At 63.2% G+C, this 19,061-nt stretch carries 17 protein-coding genes; 4 read left to right on the top strand and 13 right to left on the bottom strand.

Annotated elements, in window-relative coordinates; genetic code table 11:
- Nucleotides 1-3: 3 nt before the first annotated feature.
- Together B5F90_RS04765 and B5F90_RS04760 are read right to left on the bottom strand one after the other, a co-directional pair.
- The gene (locus B5F90_RS04765) at nt 4-810 is read right to left on the bottom strand and encodes a hypothetical protein (RefSeq protein WP_087361659.1); all 807 of its coding nucleotides are present in this window, start codon (nt 808-810) and stop codon (nt 4-6) included.
- Between the two features lie 270 nt (nt 811-1,080).
- Nucleotides 1,081-3,210 carry a cytochrome c biogenesis protein CcdA gene (locus B5F90_RS04760; protein WP_087361658.1) on the bottom strand — a complete coding sequence of 710 codons (2,130 nt, stop codon included), beginning with the start codon at nt 3,208-3,210 and terminating at the stop codon, nt 1,081-1,083.
- A 71-nt stretch (nt 3,211-3,281) separates the two neighbouring features.
- On the opposite strand from B5F90_RS04760, the gene B5F90_RS04755 reads away from it, so the two are divergent.
- Nucleotides 3,282-4,175, top strand: a complete 894-nt coding sequence (locus tag B5F90_RS04755) for a glycosyltransferase (RefSeq protein WP_087361657.1) — start codon at nt 3,282-3,284, stop codon at nt 4,173-4,175.
- A 314-nt stretch (nt 4,176-4,489) separates the two neighbouring features.
- Here the strand turns inward: B5F90_RS04755 and B5F90_RS04750 are convergent, their stop codons facing one another.
- The 7 genes from B5F90_RS04750 to B5F90_RS04720 all read right to left on the bottom strand — a co-directional run bounded on the left by B5F90_RS04750 (nt 4,490) and on the right by B5F90_RS04720 (nt 10,001).
- On the bottom strand, nt 4,490-5,491 hold the full coding sequence (locus B5F90_RS04750; protein WP_087361719.1) for an adenosine kinase: 1,002 nt from the start codon (nt 5,489-5,491) through the stop codon (nt 4,490-4,492).
- Nucleotides 5,492-5,528: 37 nt separating this feature from the next.
- Nucleotides 5,529-6,509, bottom strand: coding sequence for a 6-phosphofructokinase (pfkA, locus tag B5F90_RS04745; RefSeq protein ID WP_087361656.1), 981 nt, complete (start codon nt 6,507-6,509; stop codon nt 5,529-5,531).
- A 202-nt stretch (nt 6,510-6,711) separates the two neighbouring features.
- Nucleotides 6,712-8,010, bottom strand: coding sequence for a PspC domain-containing protein (locus B5F90_RS04740; protein WP_087361655.1), 1,299 nt, complete (start codon nt 8,008-8,010; stop codon nt 6,712-6,714).
- A 45-nt stretch (nt 8,011-8,055) separates the two neighbouring features.
- Nucleotides 8,056-8,904 carry a head GIN domain-containing protein gene (locus B5F90_RS04735; protein WP_087361654.1) on the bottom strand — a complete coding sequence of 283 codons (849 nt, stop codon included), beginning with the start codon at nt 8,902-8,904 and terminating at the stop codon, nt 8,056-8,058.
- 22 nt (nt 8,905-8,926) lie between these two features.
- Nucleotides 8,927-9,265 (bottom strand): PadR family transcriptional regulator, encoded by a 339-nt coding sequence (locus B5F90_RS04730; RefSeq protein ID WP_087361653.1) that lies wholly within the window; start codon nt 9,263-9,265, stop codon nt 8,927-8,929.
- Nucleotides 9,266-9,269: 4 nt separating this feature from the next.
- Nucleotides 9,270-9,485 carry a PspC domain-containing protein gene (locus B5F90_RS04725; RefSeq protein ID WP_087361652.1) on the bottom strand — a complete coding sequence of 72 codons (216 nt, stop codon included), beginning with the start codon at nt 9,483-9,485 and terminating at the stop codon, nt 9,270-9,272.
- 12 nt (nt 9,486-9,497) lie between these two features.
- Nucleotides 9,498-10,001, bottom strand: a complete 504-nt coding sequence (locus tag B5F90_RS04720) for a PspC domain-containing protein (RefSeq protein ID WP_087361651.1) — start codon at nt 9,999-10,001, stop codon at nt 9,498-9,500.
- A 262-nt stretch (nt 10,002-10,263) separates the two neighbouring features.
- Here B5F90_RS04720 and fsa point away from each other — a divergent pair, with 262 nt between their 5' ends.
- A complete protein-coding gene (gene fsa, locus B5F90_RS04715; protein WP_087361650.1) occupies nt 10,264-10,920 on the top strand; it encodes a fructose-6-phosphate aldolase in 657 nt (218 codons plus the stop codon).
- Between the two features lie 472 nt (nt 10,921-11,392).
- On the opposite strand, the gene B5F90_RS04710 is transcribed toward fsa, so the two are convergent.
- From B5F90_RS04710 to B5F90_RS04700, 3 genes are all read right to left on the bottom strand, one after another.
- Complete coding sequence (locus B5F90_RS04710; protein WP_087361649.1) at nt 11,393-12,136, bottom strand: succinate dehydrogenase/fumarate reductase iron-sulfur subunit; 744 nt, start codon at nt 12,134-12,136, stop codon at nt 11,393-11,395.
- Nucleotides 12,137-12,175: 39 nt separating this feature from the next.
- Entirely contained in the window at nt 12,176-14,122 is a 1,947-nt protein-coding gene (locus B5F90_RS04705; protein WP_087361648.1) for a fumarate reductase/succinate dehydrogenase flavoprotein subunit, read from the bottom strand.
- 117 nt (nt 14,123-14,239) lie between these two features.
- The gene (locus B5F90_RS04700; protein WP_087361647.1) at nt 14,240-14,938 is read right to left on the bottom strand and encodes a succinate dehydrogenase cytochrome b subunit; all 699 of its coding nucleotides are present in this window, start codon (nt 14,936-14,938) and stop codon (nt 14,240-14,242) included.
- 126 nt (nt 14,939-15,064) lie between these two features.
- Between B5F90_RS04700 and B5F90_RS11265 the strand changes: the two genes are divergently transcribed.
- Both B5F90_RS11265 and B5F90_RS11115 read left to right on the top strand, forming a co-directional pair.
- Nucleotides 15,065-16,339: a 5-formyltetrahydrofolate cyclo-ligase gene (locus B5F90_RS11265; RefSeq protein WP_343213192.1), complete on the top strand. Its 1,275-nt coding sequence runs from the start codon at nt 15,065-15,067 to the stop codon at nt 16,337-16,339.
- A 20-nt stretch (nt 16,340-16,359) separates the two neighbouring features.
- Nucleotides 16,360-17,322, top strand: coding sequence for a patatin-like phospholipase family protein (locus B5F90_RS11115; protein ID WP_239307742.1), 963 nt, complete (start codon nt 16,360-16,362; stop codon nt 17,320-17,322).
- Between the two features lie 363 nt (nt 17,323-17,685).
- Here B5F90_RS11115 and B5F90_RS04680 read toward each other — a convergent pair whose 3' ends face one another.
- On the bottom strand, nt 17,686-19,059 hold the full coding sequence (locus tag B5F90_RS04680) for a DUF5723 family protein (protein WP_087361646.1): 1,374 nt from the start codon (nt 19,057-19,059) through the stop codon (nt 17,686-17,688).
- Nucleotides 19,060-19,061 lie beyond the last annotated feature (2 nt).

The following is a 19,061-nucleotide window of genomic DNA, read 5'->3' as shown; positions in this document are numbered from 1 at the left end:
GTGTTACTGCTGCGGAGTGGTGAACGACGCCGTGGCCAGTCTGCCGGCACCCTGCTCGAAGCCGTTGACGTTGAAGGGAGCCCCGACGGCCATGTACTCCGTGCCGGGTGTGAGCTCCTGCCAGATGTTGTCCTCACGCTCGAACCAGCGCCATCCCTCCCAGCGCAGGAAGTAGACGACGTAATCCTCCGGGTTGGGGTAGATTTCCGCGATGGAGGGGTCGGTGCGGGCCGTGTTGAGCATCTCCTCGTAGCGCTCCCGGGTGTAGATGAGGGTGTAGTATCCGACCGTGTTGGCGTCGGGCGTATGTATCAGCCGGGCGGTGGTCGGGGTGAGCTCGCCGACCTCGATGGTCATCGTCGCCTCGGGGGCGTTCTCGGTATAGGAGGGCGAACGTACGGGCAGCTTCTCGATGGAGTAGAGTGCGCCGCTCTCGTCCATCACGGCGCAGACGAGCCAGTAGTCGAAGTCGAGCGAACCGTTGAGCGGGATGAGCAGCCTCTCGACCGTCTCGGTGTAGATGCACGCAGGGTCGTTCTCCATGAGGTATTCGACCGTGGCGGCCTCGGTGCCGTGGGTCTCGAGCTGCATCTCCCAGATGTTCTGGGCGGCAAGAATCAGGGCGTAGCGCGAGACCTTGATGTTGGGCTCGGCCGTCGTGCGCAGATAGCCGACCGTCACTTCGGTGATGTCGACCTTGACTTCGGGAAATTCGGGCTGCGGGGGCGGAGTCTCCTGCTCCGACGAACAGCCGAGCGACAGCGTCAGAAGAGCCGTTGCCGCAAGCGTCCGGAACCAGATGCTTTTCATGTGATGGGGTTTTAAGGGTTAGATGATGGGTGAAAGGGTTGGGTTCATGGATGCTCCGGAGGGCCGTCCGGTTGGTCCTTTTCGGAGCTCCTTTCACAAATATAGAAATTGTTTTTTGAATAACAATAGTTTTGACCCGAAAACGAGGAGCTCCTTGAGGATAATCCGCACTCCGGGAAAAGGTACAAGAGAAAGAGCCTCTGCCTTGAGGCATAGGCTCTTGTGGTGGCGTTGGGTGAAGTATGGAGCGGGTGCGGGGCGTTGTGGATGCTATCGGCCCTGCTCCTCGGCCCGGTAGGCTTCGACACCGCGGCGGAGGAAGTCGACGAAGGCCTCGACATCGAGGTCATAACCGCGCGGCTCGACCAGCATGCGTCCGTCGCGACCCTGCAGCACGTAGTAGGGCTGCGCGTTGACCCCGAAGGTCTTCAGCGCATAGTGCGCATTGATTTTGCCCAGGCTGCGCAGCACCTTGCCCGATTCGGTGGTGACCCACTCGCTCTCGGGAAGCTCCACCTTGTCGTCGGAGTAGAGGGCGCAGATGACGTAGTCGTTGCGCAGCAGCTCCAGCACGCGGGGGTCGGACCAGACGCGGGCCTCCATCTCGCGGCAGTTGACGCAGCCGTGGCCCGTGAAGTCGATGAAGAGCGGCTTGCCGGCGCGGGCGGCGTAGGCCTCGGCCTCCTTCAGGTCGAAGAATCCCTCGAGCCCGTGGGGCAGATAGAGCACGTCGCTGTACTTGGGCGCCTTGCCGTCGACGGTCCTGAGGGGCGCCGTTACCGATACGGAAGCTCCTGCCGAGGTCGTCTGTCCGAGGACGAAGTCCTGGGTTGTCAGCGGCGGCAGGTAGCCCGAGAGCGCCTTGAGCGGGGCGCCCCACATGCCGGGGATGAGGTAGACGACGAACGTGAAGACGGCGATGGCGAGCGCCAGCCGTCCCACGCCGACGTGCTGCACTTCGTCGTCGTGGGCGAAGCGCAGCTTGCCCAGCAGGTAGAAGCCCAGCATGGCGAAGACCACAATCCAGATGGCCAGGTAGACCTCACGGTCGAGCAGTCCCCAGTGGTAGGTCTGGTCGGCCACGGAGAGGAACTTGAAGCCGAGCGCCACCTCGACGAATCCCAGCACGACCTTCACCGAGTTGAGCCAGCCGCCGCTCTTGGGGAGCTTCTTGAGCATCGAGGGGAAGAAGGCGAAGAGGGTGAAGGGGAGTGCAAAGGCGAGCGAGAAGGCCAGCATGGTGACAATCGGGCTCCAGAACTCGCCGGCGGTCGATTTGATGAGTACCGAGCCGACGATGGGGCCCGTGCACGAGAAGGAGACCAGCACGAGCGTCAGCGCCATGAAGAAGATGCCTGCCAGCCCCTTCGAGTCGGCCTTCGAGTCGCTCTTGTTGACCATCCACGAGGGCATCGTGATTTCGAAGGCTCCGAAGAACGAGGCGGCGAAGAGCATGAAGACGGCGAAGAAGATGAGGTTGGGCAGCCAGTGCGTTGCCAGCCAGTTGAAGATGTCGGCCGTGACGGCGTCGCCACCCACAAGGCGCGTGATGACGATGATGGCGGCGATGGGCAGCGTGTAGAGCGCTACGATGAAGAAGCCGTACATGCCGGCGCGGAAGCGTCCGAGTGCCGGCTTTCCGGAGCTCTTCATGAAGAACGAGACGGTCATCGGCACCATGGGGAAGACACAGGGGGTGAGCAGTGCGGCAAAGCCCCAGAGAATCGCCTCGATGATGAGCGACCAGAGCGAGCCGCTGCCGGCGGCATCCTTGGCCGGAGCTGCGGCGGTTTCGGCACCGGCGGTTGTTTCAGAGGCACCGGCGACGCTCCCGGAGGTTGCGGCCGTGTCGCTCACGCGCTCTGTTGCGGCGGCCGGGGTTGCGACGCTTTCATCGCCTGCCGGGGCGGTCGTCGCCTCGGCGGCAGCACCCTGAGCGTCGGCAGCGCCGACCACGAGCGTCAGCTCCGTATCCGAGGGGGGCATGCAGCTCTTGTCGTCGCAAATCATCCACTCGATGGCGGCCCGCACCTTGGCCTGCGCTGCGGTGAGGCGCACGTGCTGCGTGAAGAGGGCCTTGCCCGAGAAGGTGCCGATTTCCATGCCGAACATCTGGTCGAAGTAGCGGTGGGGTTTCGTGCGCTGCTCGACGCTGCCGACCAGCTCGACCCCTGCCTCGGGGCTCAGCGTGATGACCGTGGGGTTGGGGCCCCCTTCGTAGGGACCCATATCGTACATGTGGAAGCCCGAGGGGATGGCGGCCTCGAAGCGGAGCTCGTACTCCGCTCCGCCGAGCGGCTCGACCGAGCCCGTCCAGCCTACCTCCTGGGCGTGGAGCGTCGTGACGCCGAGCGTCAGCGCAAGAAGCGGCAAAAGGATGCGTTGGATGAGTTTCTGCATGGTATGAGTTTCAAAATAATACTTTTGTGCAAAGATAACCTATTTTGCCGGATTTTGCGTACATTTACGCGATGATTCGACTTTCCCTCATAATTGCCACCTACAACCGCGCGGGACAGATGCTGCGGGTACTCGAGTCGGTCGTTGCGCAGGATGCGCCGGCCGGGGAATGGGAATGCGTGGTGGTCAACAACAACTCGACGGACGACACCGAGGCGCGCTTTGCCGAATTTGCGGCGCGCCACGCGGAGTTCAACCTGCGCATGGTTACCGAACGCAATCAGGGCCTTTCGCATGCCCGCAACCGCGGCATCGCCGAGTCGACGGGCGAACTGATTGCCGTCATCGACGACGACGAGCGTATCAATGCGGGCTTCGTGCGGGCCTACATCGCCTTCTTCGACGCATGGCCCGGGGCCGAGGCGGCCGGCGGGAAAATCATTCCCGAATACCCTTCGGGACGGCCCGACTGGCTCTCGCCGCTCACCGAGCGGCCGATTGCCAATCCGCTCGACCTGGGCGATGCGGTGTGCGAATTCCCCGCGTCGCGGATTCCCGGCGGCGGCAACATGGCCATCCGCCGCCGTATCGTCGAGCGCTTCGGCGCCTTCGACGTCACGCTGGGCCGCGTGGGCGGTAAGCTGGTGGGCGGCGAGGAGAGCGATTTCTTCGAGCGGCTGCGCGCGGGCGGCATCCGCCTGTGGTACGTTCCCGAAGCGGTGATGTGGCACATTATCCCCTCGTCGAAGCTGACGTCCGACTACTTCCGGCGCCTGAGCTACCACGTGGGCGAGAGCCAGCGCCAGCGGGCGAAGATGCACGGGCGCTATGCGAAGGCGCTCCTGGTTGAGGCGGGCAAGTGGTGCGCCTCGCTGCTGCTTGCCTGTACGCTTACTCCGCGCCGCTCGCTGTGGCTGCTGCGCATGCGATGGGGCATCACGCGGGGGCTTCTGGCGCGCGACTGATCCGGCTGCTGCCGGGGCCTGCGGTGTTGAGGTGCACGGCCGGTCCGGGGGGCGGAAAAAATCGAGCGGCCCGGGGGACGGAAAAAATCGAGCGGTACGGCCAGCCCGGGGCGGGGAGCGACCGGGAAAACCGGTCCGGGCGGCCAGCCCATGGGAAGCGGCGGTGCGGGCGGTCCGACGGGAAGCGGCGCCGGCGACGGACCTATCGGTCCGGATGAAGATAAAAGCGGGGCGGTACCTGATGGGTACCGCCCCGCTTTGTTCTCCTTCGCGCCCGGTCGGAAGCTCAGCCCCGCGGTGCACGACTGTTGTTATCAGAAGAGATACTTCTCGTGCTTGACCTTGTTGACCAGTCGGAAAATCTCCTCCCACGCCTCCTCGCCGAAGGTCGTGCCCACCACCTCGATGACCTTGCCGGCCGTGATGGCGCCGATGGTGCCGCACTGGCGCAGCGAGAGCCCGTCGCAGAGCCCTGCGAGGAATCCCGCGGCGTAGAAGTCACCGGCGCCTGTGGTGTCGACCCGCTTGGCGGCGGCCATGATGCCGACGTGGACCACCTCGTCGCCGTGCTTGATGAGGGCTCCCTTGGTGCCGATTTTCACCACCGCCAGTTCGCACATCTGCGAGATGGCCTGCAGCGCATTGAGCGGCTCGGCCTCCTCGGTGAAGACCCGCGCCTCGTCCTCGTTGGCAAAGACGATGTCGACCTGCTCCGAGACCAGACGGCGCAGGAATTCGCGGTTCTCCTGCACGATGTTGAAGCTCGCCAGGTCGATGGCCACCTTCAGCCCGCACTGCTTGGCCGTGCGGATGGCCCCCTCGATGAGCTTGTGGTCCTGGACCAGGTAGCCCTCGACGTAGAGGCAGTCGTAGCCGTCGAAGATGGTGGGGACAATCTCCTCGGCCTGCAGCTCGAGGGCGGCGCCCAGATGGGTGACCATCGTCCGCTCGCCGTCGGCCGAGATGAGCGAGACGCACTTGCCCGAACGCTCGAGGCCGCGGAAGACGATGGGCTCGACGCCCAGGTTCTCGAGCGCCTGCTCGAAGAAGTCACCCGTGGTGTCGGGGCCCACCTTGCCGATGAAGCCCACCTTGCAGCCCAGACGGGCCATGGCACGGATGGTGTTGCCGGCCGAGCCGCCGAGCGAGAGCGAGTAGGGGAGTCCCGCCACCGATTTCGAGATTTCGGTCTGCAGGTAGGTATCCACCAGGCTCATCGAGCCTTTGGCCAGTTTGAACCGTCCGAGGACCGAGTCGGTCTTCAGGTTGACGAGCATGTCCGTCAGGGCGTTGCCGATGCCGATTACGCTTTTGATAGTCATTGGGTCGCGTGAGAGGTTTCCGGGTGAAAAATCAAATCGAGAGAATCTTGACCAGCTCGATGTCGTTGCGGTTGATTCCCTTGTTGTGCTGGATGGCCTTCGAGAAGGGGACGTAGACGATTTCGCTGTTGTGCATGCCAATCATCACGTTGCGCTGCCCCTCGATGAGGGCCTCGATGGCCGCTTCGCCCATGCGCGAGGCTAGGATGCGGTCGATGGCCGAGGGCGAGCCGCCGCGCTGGATGTGGCCCAGGATGGTGACGCGGGCGTCGTACTGCGGGAACTCCTGCTTGACGCGCTCGGCCAGAGCCGTCGCACCGCCCGTCTTGGGATTCTCGGCGACGATGACGATGGCCGAGTTCTTGCTCTTGCGGAAGCCGTGGTTGATGAGTTCGCCCAGCTGGTCGACCTCGGTCTCCATCTCCGGGATGATGGCCGCCTCGGAGCCGGTAGCGATGGCGCTGTTGAGCGCCAGATAGCCGGCCGTGTTGCCCATCACCTCGACGAAGAAGAGCCGCTCGTGGCTCGAGGCCGTGTCGCGCAGCTTGTCGACCGCCTCCATGATGGTGTTCAGCGCCGTGTCGTAGCCGATGGTCGAGTCGGTGCCGCCCAGGTCGTTGTCGATGGTGCCCGGCAGCCCCACAATCGGGACGTTGTACTCCTGTGCGAAGATGTTGGCACCGGTCAGCGAGCCGTCGCCGCCGATGACCACCAGTGCGTCGATGCCGGCCGCCACCATGTTCTCATAGGCAGACTTGCGTCCCTCTGCCGTCATGAACTCCTTGCAGCGGGCCGTCTTGAGGATTGTGCCGCCCTGCTGGATGATGTTGCTGACGCTGCGGGATTTGAATTCGACGATTTCATTGAACACAAGGCCCTTGTAGCCACGCATAATGCCCTTGACCGAGAAGCCCTTGAAGATGGCCGTGCGGGTGACCGCGCGGATTGCTGCATTCATGCCGGGGGCGTCGCCTCCCGAGGTGAGAATGCCGATACAATTGATGCCAGCCATAATTGTCGTAGTTGGATTGTAAAACCGCCCAAAGATAGCGATATTTTCTCAATATTCTCAAAAACGGGGCCCTTGTGCCGACCTTTGGCAGCGAAAAAAGGCCCTCCCGATGGTCGGGAAGGCCTTTTTTGTGAAACGAAGCGGCGCCGGTGTACCAAAGTGTCCAGCCGCTCTTCCGCCCCGGCAGCTGCGAGCCGCCGTGTTATTTGGCTTTCGAGGCCTCGGTCTTCGGAATGTTGGTCTTCCGGGTGGAGTCGGTCTGCGGCTCCGCCTCGCGCACCTGCAGCGTCTTGGTGTTGGCGTCGACCGTGATTTCGATGTTCCGGTCTCCGTTCTTCAGGTTGAGGCGCAGCGTCCGGTTGTCGGCGTCGACGACGCTCTCGACGTCGTCGCTCTCGTGGAGCAGCCGTCCCACGGTGGTCGAATCGCCGTCGATGACGATGTCGGTCTTCATCAGCTGCTCCTTAGAGTCGTGGCGCGAGAAGATTCCCTTGTCGTGACCCTCGTTGAGCGCCGCTCCGATGCAGGCGGCGATGCTGGCCAGCCATACGAGGAAGAAGCCCAGCACGGGTTTGCCTCCCGGTTTGCGCGAGGCGATGAGGCACATCAGCACGTAGATGAGCAGGATGACGGGAATCAGTAGCGAGGTGATGCCGAAGATGCTAACCCAGATGTCGTCGTCGAACTGGCTCGGGCAGATGCTGCCCGGACCGCTGATGATGACGCCCAGAAGGCCGACTACCAGCACGATGGCCAGCACGATGAGCGAGAAGACAATCACTCCGGCGATGAGCTTGAGCAGGATGAGCACCACCTTGCCGAAAACGGAGACTGTCTCGGCGACGATGGGCCGTGCGCGGCGGTCGGGGTCGTTGCCGGCCGCTTCGGTCGTCTCGCGGATGGACTCGGCGGTGATGCGTTCACCTTTCATCTCCAGCTTCTGACGGGCCGTGCGTGCCACCGGCACGACGAACCACATAATCAGGTAGCAGATGATGAAGATGCCGAAGAGGTTGCCGAAAATCTGCGACATCCATCCGAGGAAGGGGATGCCCCCCATGCAGGTGAATATCAGCGGCACGAACATCGCCAGACGCACCCATACGGGGTCGATGTCGAAGTATTTGCCGATGCCGGCGCATACGCCGCCCAGCTTGGCGTTGGCCGTGTCGCGGTAGAGGCGGCGCGGAATGCGGGGCTCCTTGGGGGAGGACTCCCCGGCGCTGCCCTCCTCGGAGCTCTCCTCCGAGATATCGCGGGCCGAGCCCATCTGGGCGATGATGTTGTCGATGAGGGGCTTCTGGACCACGCGGTCGCCCTCCTGCGTCGTGAGAATCAGTTCGGCGATGCGGGCCTCGATGTCGGCGACAATCTCCTTTCCGTCGGCCGTCTCACCGTAGGATGCGCGGAGCGAGTCGAGATAGGCTTCCAAAGTCTTGTAGGCCTCTTCGTCGAGCGTGAAGGCGACGCCCGAGATGCTGCATTTCTTTATGTTGTTCATGGCGTTGTCAGTTTCGAGGATTGTTCGATGCGTGTGCTGCCGGTTTTACTTGCGCTTTACGGTCGAGGCGCCCGAGCTCTCAATCGAGTTGTTCGTGCAGTTGCCCGAGTAGGTGATTTTCGAGGCGCTGCTGGCCTCGGCCGTCAGCTTGCTCGAGCAGTTGACGCGGGCGTTCGAGGCGCCCGAGGCGCTGACGACGCATGTCGTGGTGACGAAGTCCTCGGCGTTGAGGTTCGAGGCGCCCGAGACCTCGATGCTGGCGAAGTTGGCCGAGCCCGAGGCGTTGATTTTCGAGGCGCCCGAGGCATCGAGCAGGCAGCGGTCGGCCTTGGCCACCAGGTTGAGGTTCGAGGCGCCCGAGACCTCGGCCTCGCAGACATCCATGTCGCCGCCCACTTCGGCCTTCGAGGCTCCCGAGATGTCCAGGGCGCAGGTGCCGCACTTGACGACGGCAACCAGCTTCGAGGCCCCCGAGAGACGCAGCTTGAGGTTCTTGCTCTGCAGTACGGGTTCGGCGACAATCTTCGAGGCGCCCGAGGCGCGCAGCCGGTTCAGCCGGCCGTCGGTCGGGACGGTGACGCGCAGCGTGACGTTGGTCAGGCTCGTGCACTCGCCTTCGAAGCCGATGGTGAGCGTTCCGTCCTCCACCTTGACCTCGACATACTCCATCATGTTGTCATCGGTCTCGACCACGGCCGGACCCGAGCCCGTGGTGAGGGTTACGTTGGCGCCGTTGCTGACCTCAAGGGCCGTGAAGGGAGCCACCGCAATTTCGCGGGTGATGAGTTTGCCGCTCCCCTTGCAGCGTTTGCCGGGCCATGCGGCCTGGGCGTTGAGCGACGAGCCGACCAGAGCGGCGAGGAGCAGAATGGCGGTGATGAATCGTGTTTTCATGGTATTGGTCTTTTTTTGATGGTTATTCCTGTGGTTTTCCGTGACGGATGACTTGAATCTGTCGGACGAGTTCGTCCCACGCCTCGTCGAGCTGTGCGAGGCTTTCGCGTCCCTTCTCGGTGAGCGAGTAGTACTTGCGGGGAGGTCCCTGCGGGGACTCCTCCCAGCGGTAGGTGAGCAGTCCGGCGTTTTTCTGCCGGGTGAGAATCGGGTAGAGCGTACCCTCGACCACAATCATCCGGGCCTCCTTGAGCTCGGCGATGATTTTCGGCGCGTAGGAATCCTCCCGCGAAAGAATGGCGAGAATGCAGTATTCAAGGATGCCCTTGCGCATCTGTACCTTTACATTGTCTTCAGCCATGGCGTTATCGGTTTAGGGTGTAACGGTCGGGAGCGTTCGGGATGATAATCCAGAGCAGGATGTAGACCCAGAGCGAGAGCCCGCCGAAGAGAATCAGAATCAGGGTGACGATGCGAATCGTCGAGGTGTCGAGTCCGAAGTATTCGGCAATTCCGCCACAGACGCCGCCTATGACGCGGTCCGTCGAACGGTAGAGTTTCGGTCGTGTGTTCGTATTCATGGTCAGGTCTTTTTAGTTGTCGGTTTCGGGGGCGTTCGGGATGACAATCCAGAGCAGGATGTAGACCCAGAGCGAGAGTCCGCCGAAGAGAATCAGCAGCAGCGTTGCGAGCCGGATGGGGGTCGGGTCCGTATCGAAGAACTCGGCGATGCCGCCGCAGATGCCGGCTATCGAGCGGTCCTTGCGCGAGCGGCGCAGCTGGCGGCGGAGCATTTCGCGGGGCTGCTCTTCGCATTCGGCCTCCTCGCCTCCGCTGCGCGGAGCTCCGAAGTCGTCGGGAGCACCCATCTGTGCGATGGCCGCCTGGACGATGTCGAGGGTGACCACCCGCATCGGCGTGTTCACCTTTTCGCGAAAAATTTCGGCCATGCGGCGCTCGATGTCGTCGAGCGTCTCGGTATCCCCCTCGGGCAGCCGCCTGCGGATGTCGGCGAAGTAGGCCTTGAGCTCTTCGTACGCGTCGCGGTCGAGTGTGAATGCCAGCGAGCCGATGTTGGCGTTGATGGTCTCTTTCATGGTCGCAGGTTGTAAATTTGTAAGGTTATTTTTTGATATAGGTTATTTTCGTACTGCAAATATAATGCGCAGAAATGTATTATGCAATACAAAGTACTAATTTTTCTCGAAAAAAATGTGATTTCTCCCTTTCCCGCGGTCCGAGGCGGGGTGGGGCGGGGCCGTGCGGCCGGAAAATCGTCGAAAAGCGGAGCGGTGTGGAGCAGGAGCCGCTTTTTTTCGTACCTTTAGAAAACCTAAAACCCAAATTAACCTTTCAACCATGAAATTCTTCATCGATACGGCGAATCTCGACCAGATTCGCGAGGCCAACGCGATGGGCGTACTCGACGGCGTGACCACCAATCCTTCGCTCATGGCGAAGGAGAACATCCGCGGCGAGGAGGCGTGCCACCGCCACTACGTCGAAATCTGCAACATCGTCGACGGCGACGTGAGCGCCGAGGTGATTGCAACCGACTTCGAGGGCATGGTGCACGAAGGCGAGCAACTGGCGGCGCTCCACCCCCACATCGTAGTGAAGCTCCCCTGCACGGCCGACGGCATCCGCGCCGTGAAGTACTTTGCCGGGCGCGGCATCCGCACCAACTGCACGCTGGTCTTCTCGGTGGGACAGGCGCTGCTGGCGGCCAAGGCGGGTGCGACCTACGTCTCGCCCTTTGTCGGACGTCTGGACGACATCTCGGAGGACGGCGTGGGGCTCGTGGCCCACATCGTGCGCGTCTATCGCACCTACGGCTATCAGACGCAGGTGCTGGCTGCCTCGATTCGCCATACGAACCACATCATCCGCTGCCTCGATGCGGGGGCCGACGTGGCAACCTGCCCGCTGGCCGCCATCAAGGGGCTGCTCAAGCATCCGCTTACCGACAGCGGTCTTGCCCAGTTTCTGGCCGACCATGCGCGGGTGAATGGATAGCTCCGCCGCGCGGAACGATTGAGGCAGACCTGCCGGTTGGCGGGTCTGCCTCTTTTTTGTTGGTGGTGCTGCGCCGTCTTTGCCGGTCGCGCTGTGCCGTCTTTGCCGGGGCAGTGTCGTCTTCGCTGGAGGGTGCACTGCCTTGTAGTTTCTGCCGCCCCCGCCGGGTCTTCATCCCTTTCGCCGGAGCTGCGCTGTCCTTGTGGCTTCTGCCGCCCTTGCCGGGACCTCTGCCGTTCTCGCCGGGGCTTCTGACTCTTTTGCCGGTCTCTGTCTCCCTTGCCGGCCTCCGCAGTCCTCGCCGAGTCGCTGCCTCTTCGCCGGGGTCTTCTGCCGCCCTTGCCGGAATTTCGCTGTCTCTATTCGGATGCTTTTGCCCGCTGTCCGGCTTGCTTCTGTGCCACCTTTATAAAAAACGCCCTGCAACCCGACGGTTGCAGGGCGTTGTCGTATGCCTTTCGGCGTCGGGGGCTTAGTCCTCGAACTTTGCCGAGAGGAACTCGCGGTTCAGACGCGCGATGTGGGCAATCGAAATCTGCTTGGGGCACTCGGCCTGGCAGGCACCCGTGTTGGTGCAGTTGCCGAAGCCCAGCTCGTCCATCTTGGCTACCATCGCCTTGGCACGGCGGGCACCCTCGATGCGGCCCTGCGGCAGCTTGGCCAGCGACGATACGCGGGCAGCCACGAAGAGCATCGCCGAGCCGTTCTTGCAGGTTGCGGCGCAGGCACCGCAGCCGATGCAGGCTGCTGCATCCATCGACTCGTCGGCATCCTCCTTCGGAATGGGAATGGCGTTGCCGTCGGGCACCGAGTTGGTGCGTACCGAGATGAAGCCGCCGGCCTGGAGAATCTGGTCGTAGGCGCTGCGGTTGACCACCAGGTCCTTGATAATCGGGAAGGCGGCCGAACGCCACGGCTCGATGGTGATGGTCGCACCATCCTTGAAGCGGCGCATGTAAATCTGGCAGGTCGTGGCACCGTCGCCCGGACCGTGTGCACGGCCGTCGATGTGCAGCGAGCACATGCCGCAGATACCCTCGCGGCAGTCGTGGTCGAATGCCACGGGCTCCTTGCCCGCATGTACGAGGTCGTTGTTCAGGATATCGAGCATTTCGAGGAACGAGGTGTCCTCCGAGATGTTCTCGACCTTGTAGGTCTCGAACGCGCCTTTGCTCTTAGCGTCCTTTTGACGCCATATCTTTAATGTAAAATTCATAGTTTCAAATTGTTATTAAAGTTCAACGTCAAAATGGCATTAGTCCTTGTAGTTGCGCTGTGCCGGGTGTACGAACTCGAAGTTCAGCGGCTCCTTGGTCATCTCGGGAGCCTCGTCCATACCCTTGTACTCCCAGACGGCGGCGTATACGAAGTTCTCGTCGTCGCGCTTTGCCTCGCCCTCTTCGGTCTGGTGCTCGACGCGGAAGTGACCGCCGCACGACTCCTCGCGGTGGAGGGCGTCACGGGCCATCAGCTCGCCCAGTTCGAGGAAGTCGGCCACACGGAGTGCCTTCTCCAGCTCGACGTTGAAGTCGTCGGCGCGGCCTACGACCTTGACATCCTTCCAGAACTCCTTGCGCAGGGCCTGGATTTCGGTGATGGCCTTCTCGAGCGACTCCTTCGTACGGGCCATGCCGACGTTCTCCCACATGATGTGGCCCAGCTTCTTGTGGATGTCGTCCACCGACTGCTTGCCGTTGATGGAGAGGAGCTTCTCGATGCGAGCCTTGACGTTCTTCTCGGCCTCGTCGAATGCCTTGGTGTCGGTCTTCACCTTCGGAGCCTGAATCTTGTGCGAGAGGTAGTCGCCGATGGTGTAGGGCAGCACGAAGTAACCGTCGGCCAGACCCTGCATCAGGGCCGAGGCACCCAGACGGTTGGCACCGTGGTCCGAGAAGTTGCACTCGCCGATGGCGTAGAGGCCCGGGATGGTGGTCATCAGGTTGTAGTCAACCCACAGACCGCCCATCGTGTAGTGCACGGCCGGGAAAATCTGCATCGGCTGCTCGTAGGGGTTCACGTCGGTAATCTCCTCGTACATGTCGAAGAGGTTGCCGTAGCGCTGCTTGATGCGCTCCTTGCCCAGACGCTCGATGGCAGTCTTGAAGTCGAGGAATACGGCCAGACCCGTCTCGTTGACACCGTAGCCGGCATCGCAGCGCTCCTTGGCGGCACGCGAAGCGACGTCACGCGGCACGAGGTTGCCGAAGGCCGGGTAGCGGCGCTCCAGATAGTAGTCGCGGTCCTCTTCGGGAATGTCCGAGGGCTTCTTGGCGCCCGAGCGGATGGCCTTCACGTCCTCAAGCTTCTTGGGAACCCAGATGCGGCCGTCGTTACGCAGCGACTCCGACATGAGGGTCAGCTTCGACTGCTGGTCGCCGTGTACGGGGATGCAGGTGGGGTGAATCTGCGTGAAGCAGGGGTTGGCGAAGCCGGCACCCTTGCGGTAGCACTGGAATGCGGCCGAGCCGTTCGAAGCCATGGCGTTGGTCGAGAGGAAGAAGACGTTGCCGTAGCCGCCCGTGGCCAGCACGACGGCGTGGGCGCCGAAGCGCTCGATTTCACCCGTAACGAGGTTGCGGGCGATGATACCGCGGGCCTCACCGTCCTCGATGACGATGTCGAGCATCTCGTGACGCGGGTAGCTCTTCACCGTGCCGGCGGCAATCTCCTTGTTGAGGGCCGCATAGGCGCCCAGCAGCAGCTGCTGTCCGGTCTGGCCGCGGGCGTAGAACGTACGCGATACCTGCGCGCCGCCGAACGAACGGTTGGCCAGCAGGCCGCCGTATTCGCGTGCGAAGGGGACGCCCTGAGCCACGCACTGGTCGATGATGAGGTTCGAAACCTCGGCCAGACGGTAGACGTTGGCCTCGCGGGCGCGGTAGTCGCCGCCCTTGATGGTGTCGTAGAAGAGACGATATACCGAGTCGTTGTCGTTCTGGTAGTTCTTGGCTGCGTTGATACCGCCCTGAGCCGCAATCGAGTGTGCGCGGCGGGGCGAGTCCTGGATGCAGAATACCTTGACGTTGTATCCCAGTTCACCGAGCGAAGCGGCTGCGGAGGCACCGCCCAGACCCGTTCCGACGATGATGATGTCGAGCTTGCGCTTGTTTGCGGGGCTTACGACCTTGATAGCTGCCTTGTGGTTGCTCCACTTCTGTGCGAGTTCGCCGGCAGGAATTTTTGCATCTAATTTGAAAGCCATATCTGTTGTGTGTTTATTTTTTGTTGAATCACTTCGCCGTGTCGCATGCCTTCCCTCAGGGATTGCACCGCGGGCCGGAGAGCCGCGCGGAAGCCGGCATGCGGAGCCGGACCGGAATTAGCATGCGCCGCAGCAGCAGATGCTCTTGAGGAAGAAGATGACAACCACCAGCGCGAAGCCCAGGAATACAATCGTGGCGACGATGTTGGCGATGCACTTCAGACGGGGATACCACGTGTTGTTGGCCCAGCCCACGGTCTGGAACATCGACCACACGCCGTGCGTGAGGTGGAACCACAGGGCGGCAAACCACAGCAGATAGATAATCACGTAGTACCACTGCGAGAAGGTGTAGGCGATGAGCGAAGCACCGTCGGCGGGGCCGAAGCCCAGCGAGTTCTGGTGCTGGCCCATGATTTCCACGAGCTGCATCTTCGACCAGAAGTTGAACAGGTGGAGCAGCAGTCCGCCCAGGATAATCCATCCCAGCAGCAGCATGTTCTTCGAAGCCCACTGTACGCCCTTCTCCTTGACCGTGACGGCGTAACGCTCGTTGCCTCGTGCACGGTAGTTGTTCACCGTGAGGACGAGGGCGTAGATGAAGTGAATCAGTACGCCTGCGGCCAGAACGACGGTGCCGGCCAGTGCATACCAGTTGGCGCCCAGGAACGCGCAAATCGAGTTGTAACCCTCGGGCGAGATAATCGCCACGACGTTCATGGACATGTGGAAGAGGATAAAGAGCACGAGGAAACAGCCTGTCACGCTCATTACTAACTTCTTGCCAAGAGATGAATTGGTTAAAAAGCAGCTCATAATAATTGAAAAATTTGTTTATATTTGTTTGTGATTTGTGTTCCCGAGCGCAAATATAGCCATTGTTTGCGGAATAACAAAGCTCGGAGCCGGGAATTTGACGGGAATTTTGTACTGAAACTGAACATGGAGAGACGAAGCAAGAAGGAGATACGCGCCGCGATGAAACGGCTCAACCGTTCGTTGCGGGGCGAGGTGCGCGCCGAGGTTTCGGAGCGGCTCTTTGCGGCGGTCGAGCGGCTGCCGTTTTTTGCGTCGGCGCGGACGGTGGCGCTCTTTGCGGCGCTGCCCGACGAGCCGGCCACCGATGCCGCGCTGGAGCGCTGGAGCCGCACGAAGCGGGTGGTGCTGCCGCGCGTCGAGGGGGAGCGGATGTCGTTCGTGGCGTACGACCCCGCGACGCTCCGCGAGGGGGCCTTCGGCATCCTCGAGGCCGGCCCCGACGCCGTGCCCTGTCCTCCCGGAGAGATAGACCTGGTGGTGGTCCCCGGTACGGCCTTCACCCTGGCGGGCGGGCGCATGGGGCGCGGCCGCGGATACTACGACCGCTACCTCTCGGACCCCCGGTTCCGGGGCGTGAAGGTCGGGGTCTGCTACGCCCACCAGGTGGTGGCCGAGCTGCCCCTCGAGCCGCACGACGTGCGGCTCGACTGCGTGGTCACGCCGCCGGGGCCGATGGCTCCAGCGGAGCTTGTGGCCGCCTTGCGCGGCGCCTTCGGCTGGGAGGCTCCGCTGCCGCTGCTCTTCGGCTATGCGGAGGAGCCCGGGCGCGTGGCACCGCTGCGGGCCGGCTGCCTCTTCCGCGAGCTTGCCGAGCTGCGCAGCGAGGGCGGCGCGTGTGCCTTCAACGCCTCGAACATCGGTTGCGGCGGAGGCCGTTTCTATACGGGATTCGCTCCGCTGCCGGCGCGCGTGCCCGATTTCGTGGCCTGCCGCGAGCGTTACAAGCAGAGCCCCGAATCGGTGGCGGAGCATGTGCGGCGGCTCGACGTGCGGCCGGCACCCCGTCCGTGGCTCCGCTTCGAGCGGCTCGATGCGGCCGCGAGTTTCGAGGGGGCCGAGGGGCTGCTCTTCTTCGCCGGACCCGACATGCTGGCGGGGCTCTTTGCCTGGGCCTCCTACGACAACGATGCCGAAGATGCCGTTGCGGCCCCCTTCGGCTCGGGGTGCGGCGTGATGATTGCCCGGGTCGTCGAGGAGAACCGGCGGGGCGGGCAGCGCTGCTTCCTGGGGCTCTTCGACCCCTCGGTGCGGCCGTGGGTCGGGGCGCATGAGCTGGGCTTTGCGGTGCCCGTGTCGCGTCTGGCGTCGATGTGCGCATCGCTGCCGGCGACGGCTCTGAGTGGTACGGACGGTTGGCTGCGCGTGCGCGAACGGATGGAGGCGAACGGTGCGGAGTGATTCTATGTAATGTAAAGAATATGGAGCAGAACAACGGAGTGAAGCGGCGGAGGGTCGCGCTGGTGCTTGCCGGCGGCGGAGCCCGGGGCGTGGCCCACATCGGGGCCATTGAGGAGTTGGAGCGGCGCGGCTATGAGATTGGAGCCGTCGCCGGAACGTCGATGGGGGCGCTCGTGGGCGGCATGTACGCCTCGGGCCACCTCGAGGAGTTCAAGGAGTGGATGTGTGCGCTCGACCGCTACCGGGTCTTCAGTCTGGTCGACTTCACCTTCAGCACCGAGGGGCTGGTCAAGGGCAGCCGCGTCATCGAGGCGATGAAGGAGCTGATTCCCGACATGCGCATCGAGCAGATGCGCATCCCCTTCACGGCCGTCTCGGCCGACCTGCTGAGCGGCAGTGAGGTGGTCATCGAGCGGGGCGGGCTCTACGATGCGATTCGGGCCTCGATTGCCATCCCGTCGGTCTTCCGTCCGGTCCACCGCGACGGCATGGTGCTGACCGACGGCGGAATCGTCAACCCGCTGCCGCTCAACCGCGTTCGTCGCTGTGCGGGCGACCTGCTGGTGGGGGTCGACGTCTGCGCCCCCTTTGCGGGTGCGGGGAGTGCCGCCGTGGATGCGGAGGCGTCGGAGGCGGCTGCGGGCGACACCCGCGAGGGGCTGTGGCACGGGGCCGGACGCCGGGCCCGCAGCATCGGTGCGGCCGTAGGCAAGCTGCCGTCGCTGAACTACTACAAGCTCATCACGGCGGCGACCGAAATCATGACGCAGCACCTCACGCGGCTGATGTGCCGGCTCTATGAGCCCGACATGCTCTTCGAACTGCCGGCCGACCGTTTCGGCCTGTTCGAGTTCTACCGTGCGCAGGAGATTGTCGAGGCGGGCGCCGAGGCGGCGCGCCGGGTGCTGGACCGCTGGGAGGCGGGTGCCGACGCCCGGGGCGACGAGGACTCCGTGCAGCGTGACGAGGGAGTAAGATTGTGAGCCGCCGGCCGCTTCGGCACGGTATTTGCGACCACCGGATACAGTGGGCGGTACGTATTGGATGCAAAAGAAAAAGCGACGGTCCGCAATCGATGAATTCCGTAAATTCGGTGACGCAACTTTACACTTTTCTTGGGCCGTCGCAAGGTCGTCCGGGCATCCGGATGTTCGGCGTGAGCGGCCGGATTCCGTACGACTCACAAAGATAACGAAAGTTCCCATACTTGGGGCCTCTTTCTCCGGAAAAGGGCCGGGAGTGTCCAAAAGGCCGAGAGGTCGGACCTTTCGCACCATCGGTCTCCGTCTGCGGAGCCGCGACGCGGGCGTCCTGCCGCGGACGAGCATCGTGCGGCCTGCCGGGCCCTATTTCTTGCGGCTGCGCGGTGCAAACTCGGCCGTCTTGCGGTGGCTGTCCCGGCCGATGGGGATGCCGATGCCGGCCGTGACGTAGGCCGTGCTCTGCCGGACGGGAATCCACTGCGGCGTATGGCGCGAGGTGAGCAGGTCGGTGGCGATGAAGAAGTGCAGCCACCGCGGGTGGATGCTCAGACCCAGCCCCACGGCGCCGCTGCGGTTGTCGAGCGCCGAGTAGCTGCCCGTGAAGGTGAGCCATCGCGTGGGCTGGATGTTGACCGAGGCGGTGATGTTGTGCACCGTCGAGTAGTTCAGGAAGCGGAGCGTGTAGAGCAGTCCGATGCCGATACGGCGCTTCCAGAGCTTGTACTCCAGTGCGGCGTTGACCGAGGCGCGCAGCATCCGCGTAGGTGCGGAGCTCTCCACGGGGGTGAATCGCAGCAGCTCGAGGTCGAAGTCCGGGGCGGGGGTGCCGTTGTCGGGAACGTCGACGCCCGTGAACTCGGTCTCGCGCGAGGAGACGCCCGTGACGCTCTTCCGGTCGCTCCAGCTGATGAAGCCCAGGTCGGTAACCGCCAGCGAGGCCTGCAGCTGGGGCAGGATGTCGTACGTGGCGCCCAGGTCGACGGCAAGTCCGTAGCCCGAGGGCCCCTTGGGGCTCGTCTCGAGGTCGCCCAGTCCGAAGAGTCCGCTCTCGGGGTCGGGGTTGGCCTTCGTGCCGTCGGCCGTGATGTCGATGGTGCCGTGGGTGGCGACGGCCCAGCGGTCGTTCTGCAGCGTGACGTCGAAGCGGTCGTAGTCCATCTGCATGCGGGCAAGTCCGACCAGCAGCTTGCCGCGGAAACCGATGTAGAGACGGTCGTCGAGCAGCGGCATCGAGTAGTTGAAGCCCGCCTCGAGGTAGCTCTCGGCCATCAGTCCGATGTCGCTGATGTGCCCCTCCTCGCCGCGTTTTAGAAACTCGAAGAGCGAGCGGGGCAGGGTGGTCTCCTCGGAGGTGCGCAGCGCGAGGTCGAACGACCAGAAGTTCTTGTGGTTGGCGGTGAACATGCCGATGCCGAAGAGGTTGATGCGGGTTTCGGCACCGATTCGGTTTTGTGCGCTCAGGCCGCTCAGCGCCACGTCGGCCGGCACGGAGCTGTCGAGCAGCGTGACGAGCCGCCCGTTGCGCGGGTAGAGTATGTTGTCGAGGGCGACGTTGCCGTTGATTCCGACCTCCATGCCGCCGATTCCGGGCAGGTTGACGTAGCCGCGCTGCGGGGCGAAGGCGGGGTTGAGCTGCGAACGGTAGGTCGACCCCTCCATGAAGTACAGGGTGGGATTCTGGGCGGCAAGTCCGGTTGCGAGGAGCAGCGCCGCCAGCAAAAGGGTTGCTTTTTTCATTG

Source organism: Alistipes sp. An31A, from assembly GCF_002159425.1.
Classification (GTDB): Bacteria; Bacteroidota; Bacteroidia; order Bacteroidales; family Rikenellaceae; genus Alistipes; species Alistipes excrementigallinarum.
This window is presented reverse-complemented; position numbering and strand designations above follow the sequence as displayed.

Excerpts from the sequence above, each read along its gene's own strand:
- B5F90_RS04765 (WP_087361659.1), bottom strand. The coding sequence starts at position 810 with ATGAAAAGCATCTGGTTCCGGACGCTTGCGGCAACGGCTCTTCTGACG.
- B5F90_RS04760 (WP_087361658.1), bottom strand. The coding sequence starts at position 3,210 with ATGCAGAAACTCATCCAACGCATCCTTTTGCCGCTTCTTGCGCTGACG.
- B5F90_RS04755 (WP_087361657.1), top strand. The coding sequence starts at position 3,282 with ATGATTCGACTTTCCCTCATAATTGCCACCTACAACCGCGCGGGACAG.
- pfkA (WP_087361656.1), bottom strand. The coding sequence starts at position 6,509 with ATGGCTGGCATCAATTGTATCGGCATTCTCACCTCGGGAGGCGACGCC.
- B5F90_RS04740 (WP_087361655.1), bottom strand. The coding sequence starts at position 8,010 with ATGAACAACATAAAGAAATGCAGCATCTCGGGCGTCGCCTTCACGCTC.
- B5F90_RS04735 (WP_087361654.1), bottom strand. The coding sequence starts at position 8,904 with ATGAAAACACGATTCATCACCGCCATTCTGCTCCTCGCCGCTCTGGTC.
- B5F90_RS04730 (WP_087361653.1), bottom strand. The coding sequence starts at position 9,265 with ATGGCTGAAGACAATGTAAAGGTACAGATGCGCAAGGGCATCCTTGAA.
- B5F90_RS04725 (WP_087361652.1), bottom strand. The coding sequence starts at position 9,485 with ATGAATACGAACACACGACCGAAACTCTACCGTTCGACGGACCGCGTC.
- B5F90_RS04720 (WP_087361651.1), bottom strand. The coding sequence starts at position 10,001 with ATGAAAGAGACCATCAACGCCAACATCGGCTCGCTGGCATTCACACTC.
- fsa (WP_087361650.1), top strand. The coding sequence starts at position 10,264 with ATGAAATTCTTCATCGATACGGCGAATCTCGACCAGATTCGCGAGGCC.
- B5F90_RS04710 (WP_087361649.1), bottom strand. The coding sequence starts at position 12,136 with ATGAATTTTACATTAAAGATATGGCGTCAAAAGGACGCTAAGAGCAAA.
- B5F90_RS04705 (WP_087361648.1), bottom strand. The coding sequence starts at position 14,122 with ATGGCTTTCAAATTAGATGCAAAAATTCCTGCCGGCGAACTCGCACAG.
- B5F90_RS04700 (WP_087361647.1), bottom strand. The coding sequence starts at position 14,938 with ATGAGCTGCTTTTTAACCAATTCATCTCTTGGCAAGAAGTTAGTAATG.
- B5F90_RS11265 (WP_343213192.1), top strand. The coding sequence starts at position 15,065 with ATGGAGAGACGAAGCAAGAAGGAGATACGCGCCGCGATGAAACGGCTC.
- B5F90_RS11115 (WP_239307742.1), top strand. The coding sequence starts at position 16,360 with ATGGAGCAGAACAACGGAGTGAAGCGGCGGAGGGTCGCGCTGGTGCTT.
- B5F90_RS04680 (WP_087361646.1), bottom strand. The coding sequence starts at position 19,059 with ATGAAAAAAGCAACCCTTTTGCTGGCGGCGCTGCTCCTCGCAACCGGA.